We start from the raw sequence: 15,632 nt of genomic DNA, 5'->3' as shown, positions 1-15,632 counted from the left end.
GGGGCCCGGCTCTACTGGTCGGACGAGAAGCGCAGCGCCCCGTCCGGGATGACCGCCCCGCACCAGACCCGCGCGCCGTACCGCAGTTCGTTGTCCGCGCCGACCTGGGCCGCGTCGCCGATGACCGCGGTGTTGAGGACGGTGCGTTCGCCGATGACCGCGCCCGCGCCGACGAGGGAGTCGGTGATGACCGCGCCGGGGCGGACGACGGCCCCGGCCAGGATGGTGCTGCCCTCGACGACGGCCCCGGAGCCGATGACCGCGCCGGCGGACACGGCGGTGCCGCCGGTGAGCTTGGCGTCGTCGGCGACGCGGGCGCCCTCCAGGACGAGGCGTTCGCCGCAGCGTCCCGGCACGGCCGGGGACGGGGCGCGGCCGAGGACGAGGTCGGCGGAGCCGCGCACGAAGGCGTGCGGCGTACCGAGGTCGAGCCAGTACGTGGAGTCGACCATGCCCTGGAGGTGCGCGCCGGCGGCGAGCAGGCCGGGGAAGGTCTCCCGCTCGACGGAGACCGGGCGGCCGGCGGGGATGGTGTCGATGACGGAGCGGTTGAAGACATAGGCGCCCGCGTTGATCTGGTCGGTGACGATCTCCTCGGGGGTCTCCGGCTTCTCCAGGAAGGCGGTGACACGGCCGTCGGCGTCGGTCGGCACCAGCCCGTAGGCGCGCGGGTCGTCGACCCGGGTGAGGTGGAGGGAGACGTCCGCGCCGCTGCGGCGGTGGGTGGTGACCAGGCCGGCGATGTCGAGGCCGGTGAGGATGTCGCCGTTGAAGACCAGGACGGGGTCGCCGGGCGCGGAGTCGAGGCGAGCCGCGACGTTGCGGATGGCGCCGCCGGTGCCCATGGGCTCGTCCTCGGTGACGTACTCCAGGCGCAGTCCGAGGTCGGAGCCGTCGCCGAACCAGGGCTCGAAGACCTCGGCGAGGTAGGAGGTGGCGAGAACGATGTGCTCGACGCCCGCGGCGCGGGCCCTGGCCAACTGGTGGGTGAGGAAGGGGACACCCGCCGCGGGGACCATCGGCTTGGGGGTGTGCACCGTCAGGGGCCGCAGCCGCGTGCCCTTGCCGCCGACCAAGAGGATCGCTTCAGTCACCTGTGTTGTCTCCGCTTCCTGGCGGGGCCGAACCTGCGAGCGGCCAATCCTATGCGGGTCTCGTCGCGGCTCCCATCAGCGCCCCTGGAGGGCCGCCGCCTTGCGGCGGATGTAGCCGAGATCGTCGTACAGCACCGTTCCTGGGCACTCGGTCGCGAAGCCGTCGCGGTGCCCGGAGACGGTATTGAAGCTGACCCGGACACCCTTCCTGTACTTGTTGCTCCCTCCTGACAAGAGATATGCCGTACCGGCCGGATTGTGCCCGTAGATGCCGAGTTTCCATGCGGCGAGGCGGGCGACCGCGTCGAGTGCCTCCTCGGAGGGCTCCTCGTCGCTGAACGTGCCGAGCACCGCGACGCCCAGGCTGTCGGCGTTGAAGCCGAGGGTGTGCGCGCCGAACACGGCCTTGGCGACCCCGCCGCCCCGGCCCTCGTAGATGGTTCCGCACTTGTCGACGAGGAAGTTGTAGCCGATGTCGCGCCACCCACTGCTGTTGATGTGGTAGCGGTAGATGCTGCGGATCAGCGACGGCGCGTCGGAGCAGTCGTAGTCGTTGCCGGTGGCGCTGTGGTGGACGAAGACCGCGTCGACGTTCTCGGTGAAGAGGAAGTCCTCGGTGCGCAGGGACTCGTCGGCCTTCCAGCCGGCCCGGGTGACGATGCGGGGGCGGGCGCCGATGTACTGGCGGCCGGTGAGGGCCTCGGTCTCGGAGCGGGTGAGGGCGGGGACGACGGGGAGCTCGTCGTCGGTGCCCGAGGTGTCGGTCGGGTCGGTCTTGACGGGGTTTCCGGACTCGTCACCCGTATCGCCGGTGTCCGCCGTATCGCCGGCGTCCGCCGGATCGCCGGCGTCCGCCGGATCGCCGGCGTCGCCGCCCGGAGAGCTCTGGTCCCCGGGCCGGTCGTGATTCCCGGGCCGCCCGGGGGCGTTGACCGGGTCCGCCGGACCGGGGGGCGCGACCGCGTCGGTGGGGTCGGCGCCGGACGGCGGCGCGCCCTCGGTGGACGGCGCCGAGGGCGTCCCCGGCGGATCGTCCGCCGGGTCGACCATGTCCAGCCGCAGCCCCTTGGGCAGGGCGGGCAGCGTGCCGCGCACGCCACCGGTCCGCTTGGGTACGACGCGCACCTCGACCCCGTCGCAGCGGCCGACCCACAGCGGGGCGGTGGCGCCGCGCACGCCCGCCTCGGTCGCCTCGGCGGAGCCGGCGTCGGGGGCGTCCTCGGAGTGCGACTCGACGTCCCGCCAGGCCGACCACGCACCGGTGCCGACGGCACGCGTGCGCACCTGGACCGTGCCCTCCAGGTCGGTGCGGGCGTCGTCCCAGGTCACGCCCAGCAGGGAGAACGGCTTGACGGACCGTTCGGAGAGCCCTTCGGCCAGGGGCGAGCCGAGGGCGCGGCCGGACGTCGCGAGCGGGGCCAGCATCAGGGTGTGGGTGCTCCCCGACGGGGTGCCGGGAGCGGCGGCCCGGTACGGGGAGGGGATCGTCGCGGTGGCACCGGAGGGGAGCGCGAGCGGGAGGGCAAGAGCCGCCATGCACGCGCAGCCGACGGAAGTGGCGATAAGGGCACGCATGAGAAAAACACTTACATAAGCCCCAAAAACCCGCAGCCGGGATCTGACGGATGTTCCGATACCGGGCGGTGGCCTGCCGCTCCCTCAGCAACGCCCCTGCGCGGGGCACCTGACGTAGCCTGGGCCGCGTGACATCGACTGCCCGTACGCCCGCCGACCTGCTGCGTTCCGCACTCGCGACGGACCCCGCCCGCCCCCTGGTCACCTTCTACGACGACGCCACCGGTGAGCGCGTCGAACTGTCGGTGGCCACCTTCGGCAACTGGGTGGCGAAGACCGCCAACCTCATCCAGGACGAACTCGGCGCCCAGCCGGGTGACCGGGCCGCGCTGCTGCTGCCCGCCCACTGGCAGACCGCGGTGTGGCTGCTCGCCTGCTTCTCGACCGGCGTGGTGGCCGTGCCCGGCGGGGACCCGGCCGGCGCCGACTTCGCCGTCTCCGGCCCGGACACCCTGGAAGCGGCCCTGGCCTGCCCCGGAGAGCGGGTCGCGCTGGCGCTGCGTCCGCTGGGCGCCCGCTTCCCGCAGCCGCCGGCCGGGTTCGCGGACTACGCGGTGGAGGTGCCGACGCAGGGCGACCGCTTCGCCCCCTACGCGCCCGTGGACCCCGGCGCCCCGGCGCTGGAGCTGCCGGGCGGCGAGGAGCTGAGCGGCGCCGAGGTGGTGGAGCGGGCGGCCGCGTCGGCGTCGTCGCTCGGCCTGACGGCGGGCTCCCGGCTGCTGTCGGGCCGGTCCTACGGCGACTGGGACGGGCTCGCGGCCGGGCTGCTGGCGCCGCTGGCGGCCGGCGGCTCCGTGGTGCTCTGCCGCCACCTGGACCGGCTGGCCGCCTCCGACCTGGACAAACGCCGGGAGAGCGAGCGCGTCACCCACATGGCGTAAGCAGAGCCGGGGCCGCCGCTCTCCGGAGGCGGCCCCGGCGGCACCGCGCGATGCTAAAAGGTCGAACACACAAGTGAACAACTCGACACAACCGAGTGCGGAATTCAACTGTCTGTACGGGTGAGAAGAAAGCAACAGCATCCGAAGGACGGGACTGCACGTGACCACGCCAGCCGATTCGCCGGAGTCGAAGGACACCTCTACCGGCGCGGTGCCGCCGCCGCCCCAGCAGCGCCGCCGCCGGTGGGCGCGCGTCCTGGCCGGCGTCATCGCGCTGGCCCTGCTGTCGGGCGCGGGCCTCGCCTGGCATCTGTACCGGCAGCTGGACGGGAACATCCACACGGACACCGACACCTCGCGTGAGCTGCTGCGTGTCCAGTCCGAGCGGCCCAGCACGCTGCCACAGGCGACCTCCGCCGAGAACATCCTGCTGCTCGGCTCCGACAACCGGGGCGACGGCAACGGCAAGTACGGACAGGACACCGGCACCCAGCGCTCGGACACCGCGATACTGCTGCACCTGGCCGCCGACCGGAAGACCGCGACGGCGGTCAGCCTGCCGCGCGACCTGATGGTGCACATCCCCTCCTGCCGGCGACCCGACGGCAGCATGTCCGAGGCCCAGTTCGCCCAGTTCAACTGGGCTTTCGAGTTCGGCGGGGCGGCGTGCACCATCCGTACCGTCGAGAAGCTGACCGGGGTCAGGGTCGACCACCATCTCGTCGTGGACTTCAGCGGGTTCAAGAAGATGGTCGACGCGGTCGGCGGCGTCGAGGTCTGCGTCCCGCACGATGTGCACGACCGGGACGCGCACCTGGATCTGAAGGCCGGCCGCCACGTGCTGCACGGCGAGGACGCTCTCGGCTATGTCCGCGCGCGGCACGGCATCGGCGACGGCAGCGACACCCAGCGCATCGACCGGCAGCAGGAGTTCCTGGCCTCGCTGGTGAAGGAGATCGACAGCACGGGCGTGCTGCTCAATCCCGCCAAGCTCTATCCGCTGCTGGACGCGGCGACGTCCTCACTGACCGCCGACCCCGGGCTGGACTCGCTGCGCGAGCTGTACGACCTCACCCAGACCCTGCGCCGGACGCCCGCGGGGCAGGTGCGCTTCCTGACCGTGCCGCGCCAGCCCTACGTCCAGGACCCGAACCGCGACGAACTCGTGCAACCCGAGGCCGAGAAGCTCTTCACCACGCTGCGCGAGGACGGCACCGTGGCGGTGCAGGAGAACGGTTCGAGCTCCGGCCCGGGCGACAGCCAAACCCCCGGCAAAACCGCATCCACCGCGTCCGCATCTCCCTCTGCGACGGGGACCGCGACGAACGCCCCTTCCTATCGCGGCACGACCGCGGACCGCGATGTCTGCGGTGGCAGTGGGGATTGAACAGTTTGTCCAGTTGTAGGGACCGAAATTTGTCAGCTGCGCTCCTGGACGCTGAACTGTGGGGTTAGTGTGGGCGATCCGGCCTGACGCAGCGGCCGAGACGGAGGACTCGATCGACCGTGGACACGCAAGGCCGTAGGCAGCACGTCGACCCGGCGGACCAGTGGGTGTTCGATCCCGAGACGGGCAGCTACCAGCTGCGGCTGGACCCGGGAACGCCGACGGACCGCGCCGTTCCCTCCCAGGGCGGCCGCCGGGCGCCGCAGCGCGACCCCCAGCAGAGTCCGAACCGTCAGCAGGGGCAGACCAAGGGGCGGCCAGGCCAGGGCGGCCAGGCGCAGCCACCCGGGCCGCGCCGCCAGGGACAGCGCGCGGGGCAGGGCGGGCGGCGGGGCGCCGGCCCGGAGAGCGCCGGGGGCCGCGCGGCGACCCGCGCCGGCCGGCGCAAGGCGCAGTCGCGCAAGTCGGGCCGGAAGAAGGCCCTGCTCTGGACGGCCGGCGCGCTCGGCTTCGTCGTCGTGGTCGCGAGCATCGGTGTCTACGCGCTGTACCAGCAGCTCAACGGCAACATCAACACGGTGGACACCGGCATCGGCTCCAGCAGCGCCACTACCGACGGCCCGGTCAACATCCTCGTGATCGGCACCGACAGCCGGCAGGGCCTGAAGGGCAAGTACGGCGACGCGGCGAACGTCGGCCACGCGGACACCACGATCCTCTTCCATGTCTCCAAGGACCGCTCCAACGCGACCGCCTTGAGCATTCCGCGCGACATCATCACCGACATCCCGGACTGCCCGACGAAGCAGGCGAACGGCTCCACGAAGCTCATCCCGGGCGAGGAGGGGGTCCGCTTCAACACCAGCCTGGGGCAGTACGGGCGCGACCCCGGCTGCACGATGCGCACGGTCCAGGCGCTGACCGGGATCACGCCGGACCACTTCATGATGGCCAACTTCGACGCCGTCAAGGACCTGTCCACGGCGGTGGGCGGTGTCGAGGTCTGTCTGGCCAAGGACATCGACGACCCGGACTCGCATCTCAAGCTGCCCAAGGGCAGGCACAAGGTGCAGGGCGAGCAGGCGCTGGCGTTCGTCAGGACCCGGCACAGCGTCGGCTTCGGCGGCGACCTGAGCCGTATCCAGCTCCAGCAGCAGTTCCTGGGCTCGATGGTGCGGGAGATGAAGTCGGGCGACACGCTGAGCAGTCCGACGAAGCTGCTGAAGCTGGCGAACACCGCGACCAAGGCGCTCACCGTGGACACCGGCATCGGCAGCGTGCCGAAGCTCGCCGACCTGGCCAAGGACCTGAGCCGGGTGAACACCAAGAACATCACCTTCGCCACCGTCCCGGTCATAGACAACCCCGCCGAGAAGGTGCACACGACCGTCGTCCTGGACAAGACCAGGGCGCCGCAACTGTTCACCATGGTGCGCCAGGACATCTCGCTCACCGAGGTGAAGAAGAAGGCGAAGGACGCGGCCGAGGGCAAGCTCAAGGGCCCGAAGGCCGACGCGATCAATGTGCGGGTCGAGGTCTTCAACGGCAGCGGGATCTTCGGCGCGGCCCAGGACACCGTCAACTGGCTCCAGAACGCGCAGGGCGTCACCCGTTCCACCAACGGCGGCAACGCGCCCGCGGAAGCGAAGAAGACGACGCTGGAGTACGCCCCCAACCAGGCCGACCAGGCACGGCGGCTGGCCGACATGATGGGGCTGCCCGCCTCCGCGCTCACGCAGGGCACCGAGAACGCGGCACCGCGCGCCAACATGACGCTCACCCTCGGCAAGGACTTCACCGCCGCGGGGACGCCGATCACCGCGCCCACGAAGGCGCCCGAGGGAATCCAGAAGGTCGAGGCGGACGACGAGAGCGTCTGCGCCAAGTAGTCGAACAGCCGGGCAGCGATGCCGGCTCGCGCAGAACACAGCGAGAACACATCTACGGATAAATCAACGGGGTTTCAGGGGTGGGGACCAGACATGACCGACCGTGGCGTACGCGATCTCGGGTGGGACGACAGCCTGTACGAGACACGTCCGAAGCGTGAGGCGGACACATCGCGCACGGCGCCCGCGGCGGGTGGGACGCCCGCGGCACCGGACGACGGCCGTGTGCAGCACGCGGCGGGGACCCCCCGGCGGCGCGGGCGGCGTGCGCTGCGCTGGACAGCGATCGTCCTGGCCCTGCTGATACTCGGTACGGCGGGGGCCGGTTACGCGTACTACCAACACTTGAGCCACAACATCCGCAAGGGCAAGCGCAGCAGTGGCGCCAGCAACGTGCACAAGGCGCCCACGAACGCGCTCAACATCCTTCTGCTGGGCTCCGACAGCCGCAACACGGACGCCAACCTGAAGCTGGGCGGCGCCAAGTACACCCGCGGGGACAAGCCGCGCGCCGACGTGATCATGCTCGTGCACGTCTCCGCCGACCGCAGCAACATGTCAGTGGTGAGCATCCCGCGCGACACCCGGGTGCCGATCCCGGAGTGCACCGATCCCAAGACGGGCGAGAAGTTCCCCGCCACCACGCACGCGATCATCAACGAGAGCCTCACGCACGGCGGTCCCGGCTGCACCCTGGCCACCGTCCAGAACCTCACCAAGGTCTACATCGACCACTGGATGATGATCGACTTCGCGGGTGTGGTGAAGATGGCCGACGCCGTCGGGGGTGTCGAGGTGTGCGTGCGGCAGAACGTGTGGGACCACCCCACCCCGGACCAGCCCGGCGGCTCCGGCCTGAAGCTCAAGGCGGGCCGGCAGAAGATCGCCGGGAAGACCGCCCTGCAGTGGCTGCGCACCCGGCACGCCTTCGAGAGCGACCTCGGCCGGGCCGAGGCCCAGCACATGTACATGAACTCGATGGTGCGGGAGCTGCGCTCGCAGAACGTCTTCACCGACAGCGGCCGGCTGCGGAACCTCGCCGAGGCGGCGACCAAGGCGCTCCAGGTCTCCGAGGAGATCGGCACCCCCAAGAAGCTGTACGACCTCGGCATGGAACTCAAGAGCGTCCCGTCGAAGCGGATCACGATGCTCACCATGCCGCCGGCCACGGACCCGGAGAACGACCAGCACTACATCCCGGACGCGGCGGACGCGCCCAAGGTGTGGGCGAAGCTCGTGAACGACGTGGCGTTCGACGACAACGGCGGGAAGAAGGCGAAGAAGCCCGCCGAGTCGGGACCTCCCGCGCGGCCGGCCGCCGACATCCCGGTGTCCGTGGTCAACGGCACCGCCGGCGACAGCACGGGCACCCCCGTCAACGGCCGCGCGGGTGTCGTGGCGGGCCTCCTGGCCGGCCATGGCTTCACGGGTGCCGTGAAGGCGGAGGAGGCGCGGCCGTCGGCCACCACCGCGATCGACTACCCCGCCGCCCAGGGGGCCCAGGCGCGGTCGGACGCACTCGCCGTGGCGAAGGCCCTCAAGCTGCCGGCCGGCATGGTGAAGGAGTCCTCACACGTTGCCTCCGTCACACTCGTGGTCGGTGCGGACTGGCGCGAGGGGACCGTTTACACGGGTGGCGCCGACCCCGACGCGAAGCTCCCCGAGAGCGCCGGTGCCCTCAACGGCTCGGACAAATCAACGTGCATGCCGGTGTATGCGCCGTATCGGTGGTAGTAGGAAACACCCCCCTTTTTGAGATAGGGGGCAATCGTTTTACATGACCGATAAGAAGCCGAGGCCTGGACACTTGTCGTCGTTATGTATCGTGACCTCCAACCATCCGCGAGCATCTCTGTCGGACCCCACAGGGCTTTGACAGTCGCGCAGCTGAGAATCACCCACGATGCGCGGCGCCTCGGCGCCGCGGTCGACCGGGAGTGTCCAGCGCGCCTTGGGAGGCCTGAATGCGCCACGGCAGCGCCCCTGGGGGGCTCAACGCCCCTCGCGAACCTCATGAACCCGGGTGGGGCAACGCTCCGTACAGGGGCGGTGACGGGGCGCCGTACGTTCCGCAGCAACCCTCGTACGGCGACGGCTACCAGCCGCAGCCACATCCGCAGGGACCGCCGCAGGGACCTCCGCAGGGGCAGCAGTACGCCCCCTACGACACCGCGGCGTACCAGCCCTCGGCCTTCGACAACGAGGCGTACGCGCCCGACCCGTACGCACCCGCGGACGAGTACGACGACACCTCCGCCTCCACCGACCCGCAGAGCGGCGGGCCGAGCGGCGGTGGCGACGACGCCGGGGGCCCCGACGGTCCGGGGCGGCGCGGCAACCGCCGTCGCAAAAAGGGCAAACGACGCGCTCTGCGCTGGGTGGCGATCGTCACATCGCTCGCGATAGTCGGGTCGGCCGGCGCCGCCTATGCCTACTACGAGCACCTGAACGCGAACATCCGCAAGGACGCTCTCAACCTCGGCGACAGCAAGGTCGACAAGAGCAAGGCGAACGCGGCAGGACAGACCCCGCTCAACATCCTGCTGCTGGGCTCGGACAGCCGGGCCTCCAAGGAGAACCAGAAGCTCGGCGGCGCCAAGGCCGACGCGACCCGCAAGCCGCTGGCCGACGTCCAGATGCTGCTGCACGTCTCGGCCGACCGCAGCAACATGACCGTGGTCAGCGTCCCGCGCGACACCCGGGTCACCATCCCCAAGTGCACGGACCCCGACGACGGCACGGTCTACCCCGAGACCAGCTCGGAGACGATCAACGCCAGCCTCCAGCACGGCGGGCCGGGCTGCACCGTCGCCACCTGGGAGAACCTGACCGGCATATCCATCGACCATTTCATGATGATCGACTTCGCCGGCGTGGTGTCGATGGCCGACGCGGTCGGCGGCGTCCCGGTCTGCGTGAAGAGCAACGTCTGGGACAAGAAGTCCGGACTGAAGCTCACCGCGGGCGACCACGTCATCAAGGGCCAGCAGGCGCTCCAGTGGCTGCGCACCCGGCACGGCTTCGAGGACGGCAGCGACATCGGCCGTACCCACGCCCAGCACATGTACATGAACGCGATGGTGCGCCAGCTGAAGGGCGGCACCAAGCTCACCGACCCCGGGGCGCTGACGGGCCTCGCGGAGAGCGCCACGAAGGCGCTGACGGTCGACACCGGCCTCGGCAAGGTCACGAAGCTCTACGACCTCGGCATGGACCTCAAGAGCGTCCCCACCGGCCGGATCACCATGACCACCATGCCGTGGGGTGCCGACCCGCAGGACCCGAACGCCCACGTCGTGCCGACCTCCGCGGCGACCAAGCTCTTCACGCTGCTCCGCAACGACCAGGCGGTCGACGGCAAGGCGAGCCGGAAGAAGAAGCCGGCGACGACGGCCCCGGCCGCCAAGGCCGACGCCAAGGCGGACATCGCCGTCACCGTCGAGAACGGCACCGGAACGGCCTCCCAGGCCGCCGTCCCCGGGCGGGCCAAGGCGATCTCCGACCGGCTCATCGCGCTCGGCTACACGCAGACGGAGGCCGAGAGCACACCCCAGTCGCAGTCCGGCTCGACGGTCACGTACCCGTCCGACGACCAGAAGGCGAACGCCCTGGCGGTCGCGAAGTCGCTGGGCCTGCCGACGAGCGCGGTGAAGAAGTCCGACGCGGCCTCGGGGATCACGCTGGTGGTCGGCGCCGACTGGACGACCGGCACGAGCTACCCGAAGCAGAGCTCGTCCGACACCAAGGAAGTGTTGGACAGCGCGAACGCGCTCAACGCCTCCGACAAGTCGGCGTGCATGAAGGTCAACCCGTACTACATCTGGTAGCACGCACGGGCCGGGCCCCGCGGGGCCCGGCCGCCGGCGCTACGCGTCGGCGTCGGTTGTCGCCCGCACCGCGGGACGGCGGCTGGCGATGACCCGCCGGGCGAGCGAGCGCGGGCTGGTGAGGAAGCCGAAGCCCCACGCCATGTGCATCGTGGCCAGCGCCACCGGGATCTGCGCCCGCGCCGGGACGGACAGCCCCTTGCCGGCCGGCAGTGAGCCCAGCGCGATGGCGGCCAGATAGCCACCGGGGACCACGAAGCCCAGCGGGGTGACGGCCGCGCCGACGACGACACCCGCCGCGATCGCCAGGACGGCGCCGGGGGCGGCCAGGTAGCGCAGATTGACCGACCCCTGGTGGTAGCGGGTGACGACGCGGCGCCACCGGCCGTAGTCCTTGTACTGCTTGGCCAGCGCCCGCACGCTCGGCCTGGGCCGGTAGGAGACCCGCAGCTCGGGCGAGAACCAGATCAGGCCGCCGGCCTCGCGGATGCGGTAGTTCAGCTCCCAGTCCTGGGCGCGGATGAACTCCTCGTTGTAGCCGCCCTGCTGCTCCAGCACCTCTCGGCGGAAGACGCCCAGGTAGACGGTGTCGGCGGGGGCCGCCTGGCCGCCGGTGTGGAAGGCCGCGTTGCCGACGCCGATCTTCGAGGTCATGGCGGCGGCGACGGCGCGCTCCCAGTCGTTCTCGCCCTCGGCGTGCATGATGCCGCCGACGTTGGCCGCGCCCGTCTCGTCCAGCAGCCGCACCGCGGTCTTGATGTAGTCCGGGGAGAGCATGCCGTGGCCGTCGACGCGGACCACGACGGGGTGCCGGGAGGCCTTGATGGCGGCGTTCAGAGCCGCGGGCGTGCGGCCCGTGGGGTTGGGCACGGTGTGCACCCGGGGGTCCTCGCGCACCAGCTCGGCGGCGATCTCGTCGGTGCGGTCCCTGGAGGGCCCGAGGGCGATGACGACCTCCAGCTCACCCGCGTAGTCCTGCTCCAGGATGTGCCGGACGGACGCGCGCAGATGGCGCTCCTCGTCGAGCACGGGCATGATCACGGAAACGGCGGGCGGCAGGTGGGGGGTCGCAGCGTTCACAGCCGCACACGTTACCGCGAACGGATGACAGCGGTACGCAGGTCCGGGCGAGGCTCATACCGTAGGACGGTATGACTGCTTAACGTGCCTTCATGACCGCCGCTCGCCGCCGCCCGCCGACGCCCGCCGCCCGCCGGCCCCCGGTGCGCCGCAGGATGCGCCTCCTCGGCGCGGTCTCGCTGGCCATCGTGACCGCCAGCGGGATCGGGCACGCCGTCGTCGCGCACATGGACAGCCGTCTCGCGCACGTGGACGCCCTCGGAGGACCGAGGGACCGCGCCGGATCCACCAGGGGGACCAACTTCCTGATCGTCGGCACCGACCTCCGCCGCGGCCTCACCGCCGCCCAGCGCACCCGCTGGCACCTGGGCGGCCAGCCCTGCGACTGCGCGGACACGATGATGCTCGCGCACGTCTCGCGCGACGGCCGCCGGATCAGCGTGGTCGGCCTGCCGCGGGACTCCTACGCCGAGCTTCCCCGCCCCGGCAAACTGAAGTGGGCGTACGGGGACGGCGGGCCCGCGCTGACCGTCAGCGCCGTCGAGAAGCTGACCGGGCTGCCGGTCGACCACTACGCCGAGATCGACTTCGGGCGCTTCATGAAGGCGGTCGACCTCGTCGGCGGAGTCGACGTGTGCACCGCGCACCCGCTGAGCGACCGCTGGACGGGGCTCACCCTGCCCGCGGGCACCGTCCGCATGAACGGCGGCGCCGCGCTCCAGTACGTCCGCTCCGGGTACGGGCAGGACGCCATGGACCTGACCCGCATGGGACGCCAGCAGCGCTTCCTGGCGGCCCTGGTGCGCCGGGTGAGCGAGACCGGGCTGCTGAGCAACCCGGTCAAACTCCGCCAGGTCGCCGGGGCCGCGCTCGGCTCGGTGCGCACCGACCGGCAGACCACACCGGACGACCTGATCTCGCTGGCCACCGGGTTGCGCGGCGGCTTCGGGGTGGGATCGCTGGAGTTCGCGACGGTACCGGTGGAGCCGACGCCCTTCCGGGTCCAGGGGGTCGGCATGACCGTGCGCTGGTCCGCAAAGGGCGCCCAGCGGCTCTTCGGCGCCCTCCGCGAGGACCGGCCGCTGGTCGGCCCGGCCACCGCCCCCGCGAGCGGGACGCCCACGCCCACCCGCCGTCCCGAGCAGGTGGACGTGCCGCCGGGCTCGGTCCACGTCCAGGTCGACAACGGCACCGCCGTGACGGGCCTCGGCGCCCGCGCCGACAAGGACCTGCGGGGCACCGGCTTCCGGACCACGGGGATGCCGGGCAACACCACGCGGCACGACGCGGAGTACACGGTGATCCACTACGACCCCGGGTGGGACCGCTCCGCGGCCGTCCTCGGCACCGCGCTGCCGTACGCGGACCTGCAGGCCGTGCCCGGGCTCGGGCCGGTGCTGCGGGTGATCGTGGGCGCCGACTACCGCGGCGTCACGCCGGTACGGGCCGGGGAGCCCGCCCCGGCGCCGCAGCCCCAGCCGCAGCCGGTGGACATCAAGCCGGTCCGGGGCGACCGCATGCTGTGCGGCTGACCGCGGTCAGCCGTCCAGACCCTCGGCGACCCGCTTCCGGCGCAGCTCCATGATCGCCCGGCGGCGGGCCAGCCGGTGCGTCCGCCGGATCTGGGCCTCCTGGTTGCGGCGGCGGTCGCGATCGGTCTCCAGGAGCAGCTGCGGCACCGAGCGCGGCTTGCCCTCGGCGTCGACGGCGACGAAGACCAGATAGGCGCTGGCCACCTGGGTGCCCGGCCCGGACTCGTTCCAGCGTTCGGCGACCACCCGCACGCCGACCTCCATGGAGGACCGGCCGGTCCAGTTCACCTGCGCCTGCACCTTGAGCAGGTCGCCGACCCGCACCGGCTCCAGGAACGCCATCTCGTCCATCGCGCCGGTCACCGCCGGGCCCTCGGAGTGGCGGCCCGCGACGGCCCCCGCCGCGTCGTCCACCAGCTTCATGACCACACCGCCGTGCACGGTGCCCAGGAGGTTCGTGTCGTTCTGGGTCATGATGTGCGCCAGCGCGATCCGCGAGGCGGAGGTCGGCTTGGCGGCGATGGGGTGCGGGGGAGGCTCTTCGAACATGGCTCCACCCTAAGCAGTGGCCCGCGGCGCTCTCCGTCCGGCACACCTTGCCCGGGACCGGGGGCGGGCGGATGCTGGCAAAGGGGGAATTTCTCATCGAAACCGGCCATCCGAGCGTGTCCTTGAGGTGAGCGCCATGGACAAGACCTGGACGATCAAGCTGACCCTGGAGGAGGACGGCAACCGCACCGCCTGCACCGCGTCACTGGCCGGCGACGGCGCCCCGGGAGTCGTGGGGCACGGGTACTCGCGGCGCAATCCCGGCGACGAACCGGATCTGCGCATCGGCGAGGACGTGGCCGCGTCCCGGGCCTGCTCGAACCTGGCGCACGAACTGCTGGAGCAGGCGGCCGGGATGATCGAGAGGCGCACCGACCTGCCCACCCACCTCACGGGATGAGGCGGTTCGGGCGCATTGGGTCACGGCGAAGCGGCAGTCCTGTGACCTTTGCATCAGCTCTGCTGCAGAAGCGGAACCGATCTCCTGCTCGGCCCGCCGAACGGGCACACTGCCGTACATGAACGCATGGCCCGACGGCTGGTCCGACAACAACAGGAACCAGCGGCAGCAGCAGACACCCGAGCCCCCGCTGCCCCCCGAGCTCTCCCCGCGCCGCGCGGCGGCGGGCCCCGGCAGCGTCCCGCGCCAGCAGGGGTACGGCAGCCCCGTCCCCGCGCCCGGCCACGGTGGTGGCGGTGGGTACGGGAACGGCGGCGACGGAGGCTCCTACGGGCCGCCCACGACCACCGGGCGGCCGCCCCGTCCGGGCAGCCGGGCACGCCGGGTCAAGGTGACCCTGCTGGCGCTGGTGGTCGTCGTGCTCGCCTGGTCCATCGGCACCTACATATGGGCCGACGGCAAGGTGCGCCGCGAGGTCGACCTCGGCACGGTGATCGACCGTCCCGAGACCGGCAAGGGCACCAACTACCTGATCGTGGGGTCCGACAGCCGCGAGGGCCTGTCCGGCGACCAGAAGAAGCAGCTGCACACCGGCTCCGCCGCGGGCAAGCGCACGGACTCCATGATGATCCTGCACGTCGGCGACAACGGGAACTCGCTGATCTCGCTCCCCCGTGACTCCTACGTCACGATCCCTGACTTCAAGGGCTCGGAGTCGGGCAAGACGTTCAAGTCCCCCGGCCAGAACAAGCTGAACGCCGCCTACTCGATCGACGGCCCGACGCTGCTGGTGCGGACCATCGAGTACAACACCGGCCTGCACATCGACCACTACGCGGAGATCGGCTTCGCCGGCTTCGCGAACATCGTGGACGCGGTCGGCGGTGTCGAGATGAACATCCCGCGCAACATCGACGACAAGAACTCCGGTCTGCACATCAAGAAGGGCGACCAGACCCTCACCGGCGACGAGGCGCTCGCCTTCGTCCGCCAGCGCTACCAGGAGGCGGAGGGCGACCTCGGCCGGACCAAGAACCAGCAGAAGTTCCTGGCCGCCCTCGCGTCCCAGACCGCGACGCCGGGCACGGTGCTCAACCCGTTCAAGCTCTACCCGGTCATGGGCTCGGGCCTGGACACCCTGGTCGTCGACAAGGACATGAGCCTGTGGAACCTGGTCTCGATGTTCTGGGCGATGAAGGGCGTCTCCGGCGGTGACGGGCTGTCGATGAACATGCCGACCGCCGGCTCGATCAACACCAGCGCGGGCAGCTCCCTCAAGTGGGACATGCCGAAGGTGAAGCAGCTGATCTCCGAGCTGAAGAACGACGAGAAGGTCACCGTCACCCCCGACTCGTGAGCCGCGCAGGACGTCGTGAGGGCCGGGAGGCGGGCGCTTCCGGGCCTTCACGCCTCCCGGC

General features: G+C 71.3%; 12 protein-coding genes. 8 read left to right on the top strand and 4 right to left on the bottom strand.

Going from position 1 to position 15,632, the window contains the following annotated elements; genetic code table 11:
* Positions 1 to 11: 11 nt before the first annotated feature.
* A complete protein-coding gene (gene manB, locus RV983_RS22305) occupies positions 12 to 1,094 on the bottom strand; it encodes a mannose-1-phosphate guanylyltransferase (protein WP_475987512.1) in 1,083 nt (360 codons plus the stop codon).
* A gap of 75 nt (positions 1,095 to 1,169) precedes the next feature.
* On the bottom strand, positions 1,170 to 2,669 hold the full coding sequence (locus RV983_RS22300; protein ID WP_475987511.1) for a peptidoglycan recognition protein family protein: 1,500 nt from the start codon (positions 2,667 to 2,669) through the stop codon (positions 1,170 to 1,172).
* A gap of 128 nt (positions 2,670 to 2,797) precedes the next feature.
* Here RV983_RS22300 and RV983_RS22295 point away from each other — a divergent pair, with 128 nt between their 5' ends.
* The 5 genes from RV983_RS22295 (at position 2,798) to RV983_RS22275 (ending at position 10,653) form a co-directional block, all read left to right on the top strand.
* Complete coding sequence (locus RV983_RS22295; RefSeq protein WP_475987510.1) at positions 2,798 to 3,550, top strand: TIGR03089 family protein; 753 nt, start codon at positions 2,798 to 2,800, stop codon at positions 3,548 to 3,550.
* A 160-nt stretch (positions 3,551 to 3,710) separates the two neighbouring features.
* On the top strand, positions 3,711 to 4,937 hold the full coding sequence (locus RV983_RS22290) for an LCP family protein (RefSeq protein WP_475987509.1): 1,227 nt from the start codon (positions 3,711 to 3,713) through the stop codon (positions 4,935 to 4,937).
* A 119-nt stretch (positions 4,938 to 5,056) separates the two neighbouring features.
* The gene (locus RV983_RS22285) at positions 5,057 to 6,826 is read left to right on the top strand and encodes an LCP family glycopolymer transferase (RefSeq protein WP_475987508.1); all 1,770 of its coding nucleotides are present in this window, start codon (positions 5,057 to 5,059) and stop codon (positions 6,824 to 6,826) included.
* 93 nt (positions 6,827 to 6,919) lie between these two features.
* The gene (locus RV983_RS22280; protein ID WP_475987507.1) at positions 6,920 to 8,560 is read left to right on the top strand and encodes an LCP family protein; all 1,641 of its coding nucleotides are present in this window, start codon (positions 6,920 to 6,922) and stop codon (positions 8,558 to 8,560) included.
* A gap of 230 nt (positions 8,561 to 8,790) precedes the next feature.
* Entirely contained in the window at positions 8,791 to 10,653 is a 1,863-nt protein-coding gene (locus RV983_RS22275) for an LCP family protein (RefSeq protein WP_475987506.1), read from the top strand.
* A 39-nt stretch (positions 10,654 to 10,692) separates the two neighbouring features.
* On the opposite strand, the gene RV983_RS22270 is transcribed toward RV983_RS22275, so the two are convergent.
* Positions 10,693 to 11,733: a glycosyltransferase family 2 protein gene (locus tag RV983_RS22270; protein WP_475987505.1), complete on the bottom strand. Its 1,041-nt coding sequence runs from the start codon at positions 11,731 to 11,733 to the stop codon at positions 10,693 to 10,695.
* 92 nt (positions 11,734 to 11,825) lie between these two features.
* Between RV983_RS22270 and RV983_RS22265 the strand changes: the two genes are divergently transcribed.
* Positions 11,826 to 13,265, top strand: a complete 1,440-nt coding sequence (locus RV983_RS22265; RefSeq protein ID WP_475987504.1) for an LCP family protein — start codon at positions 11,826 to 11,828, stop codon at positions 13,263 to 13,265.
* A 6-nt stretch (positions 13,266 to 13,271) separates the two neighbouring features.
* Here the strand turns inward: RV983_RS22265 and RV983_RS22260 are convergent, their stop codons facing one another.
* Positions 13,272 to 13,814 carry an acyl-CoA thioesterase gene (locus tag RV983_RS22260; RefSeq protein WP_475987503.1) on the bottom strand — a complete coding sequence of 181 codons (543 nt, stop codon included), beginning with the start codon at positions 13,812 to 13,814 and terminating at the stop codon, positions 13,272 to 13,274.
* 136 nt (positions 13,815 to 13,950) lie between these two features.
* Here RV983_RS22260 and RV983_RS22255 point away from each other — a divergent pair, with 136 nt between their 5' ends.
* A complete protein-coding gene (locus RV983_RS22255; protein WP_475987502.1) occupies positions 13,951 to 14,214 on the top strand; it encodes a DUF1876 domain-containing protein in 264 nt (87 codons plus the stop codon).
* 118 nt (positions 14,215 to 14,332) lie between these two features.
* Complete coding sequence (locus tag RV983_RS22250) at positions 14,333 to 15,571, top strand: LCP family protein (protein WP_475987501.1); 1,239 nt, start codon at positions 14,333 to 14,335, stop codon at positions 15,569 to 15,571.
* The last annotated feature ends 61 nt before the right edge of the window (positions 15,572 to 15,632 follow it).

Source organism: Streptomyces sp. RLA123, from assembly GCF_056270165.1.
The sequence above is the reverse complement of the archived record's forward strand: the minus strand, read 5'-3'. Positions and strand labels throughout refer to the sequence as shown.

Coding starts and splice junctions, on each gene's coding strand:
- RV983_RS22280 (WP_475987507.1), top strand. CDS start 6,920: ATGACCGACCGTGGCGTACGCGATCTCGGGTGGGACGACAGCCTGTAC.
- RV983_RS22260 (WP_475987503.1), bottom strand. CDS start 13,814: ATGTTCGAAGAGCCTCCCCCGCACCCCATCGCCGCCAAGCCGACCTCC.
- RV983_RS22300 (WP_475987511.1), bottom strand. CDS start 2,669: ATGCGTGCCCTTATCGCCACTTCCGTCGGCTGCGCGTGCATGGCGGCT.
- RV983_RS22265 (WP_475987504.1), top strand. CDS start 11,826: ATGACCGCCGCTCGCCGCCGCCCGCCGACGCCCGCCGCCCGCCGGCCC.
- RV983_RS22250 (WP_475987501.1), top strand. CDS start 14,333: ATGAACGCATGGCCCGACGGCTGGTCCGACAACAACAGGAACCAGCGG.
- RV983_RS22255 (WP_475987502.1), top strand. CDS start 13,951: ATGGACAAGACCTGGACGATCAAGCTGACCCTGGAGGAGGACGGCAAC.
- RV983_RS22275 (WP_475987506.1), top strand. CDS start 8,791: ATGCGCCACGGCAGCGCCCCTGGGGGGCTCAACGCCCCTCGCGAACCT.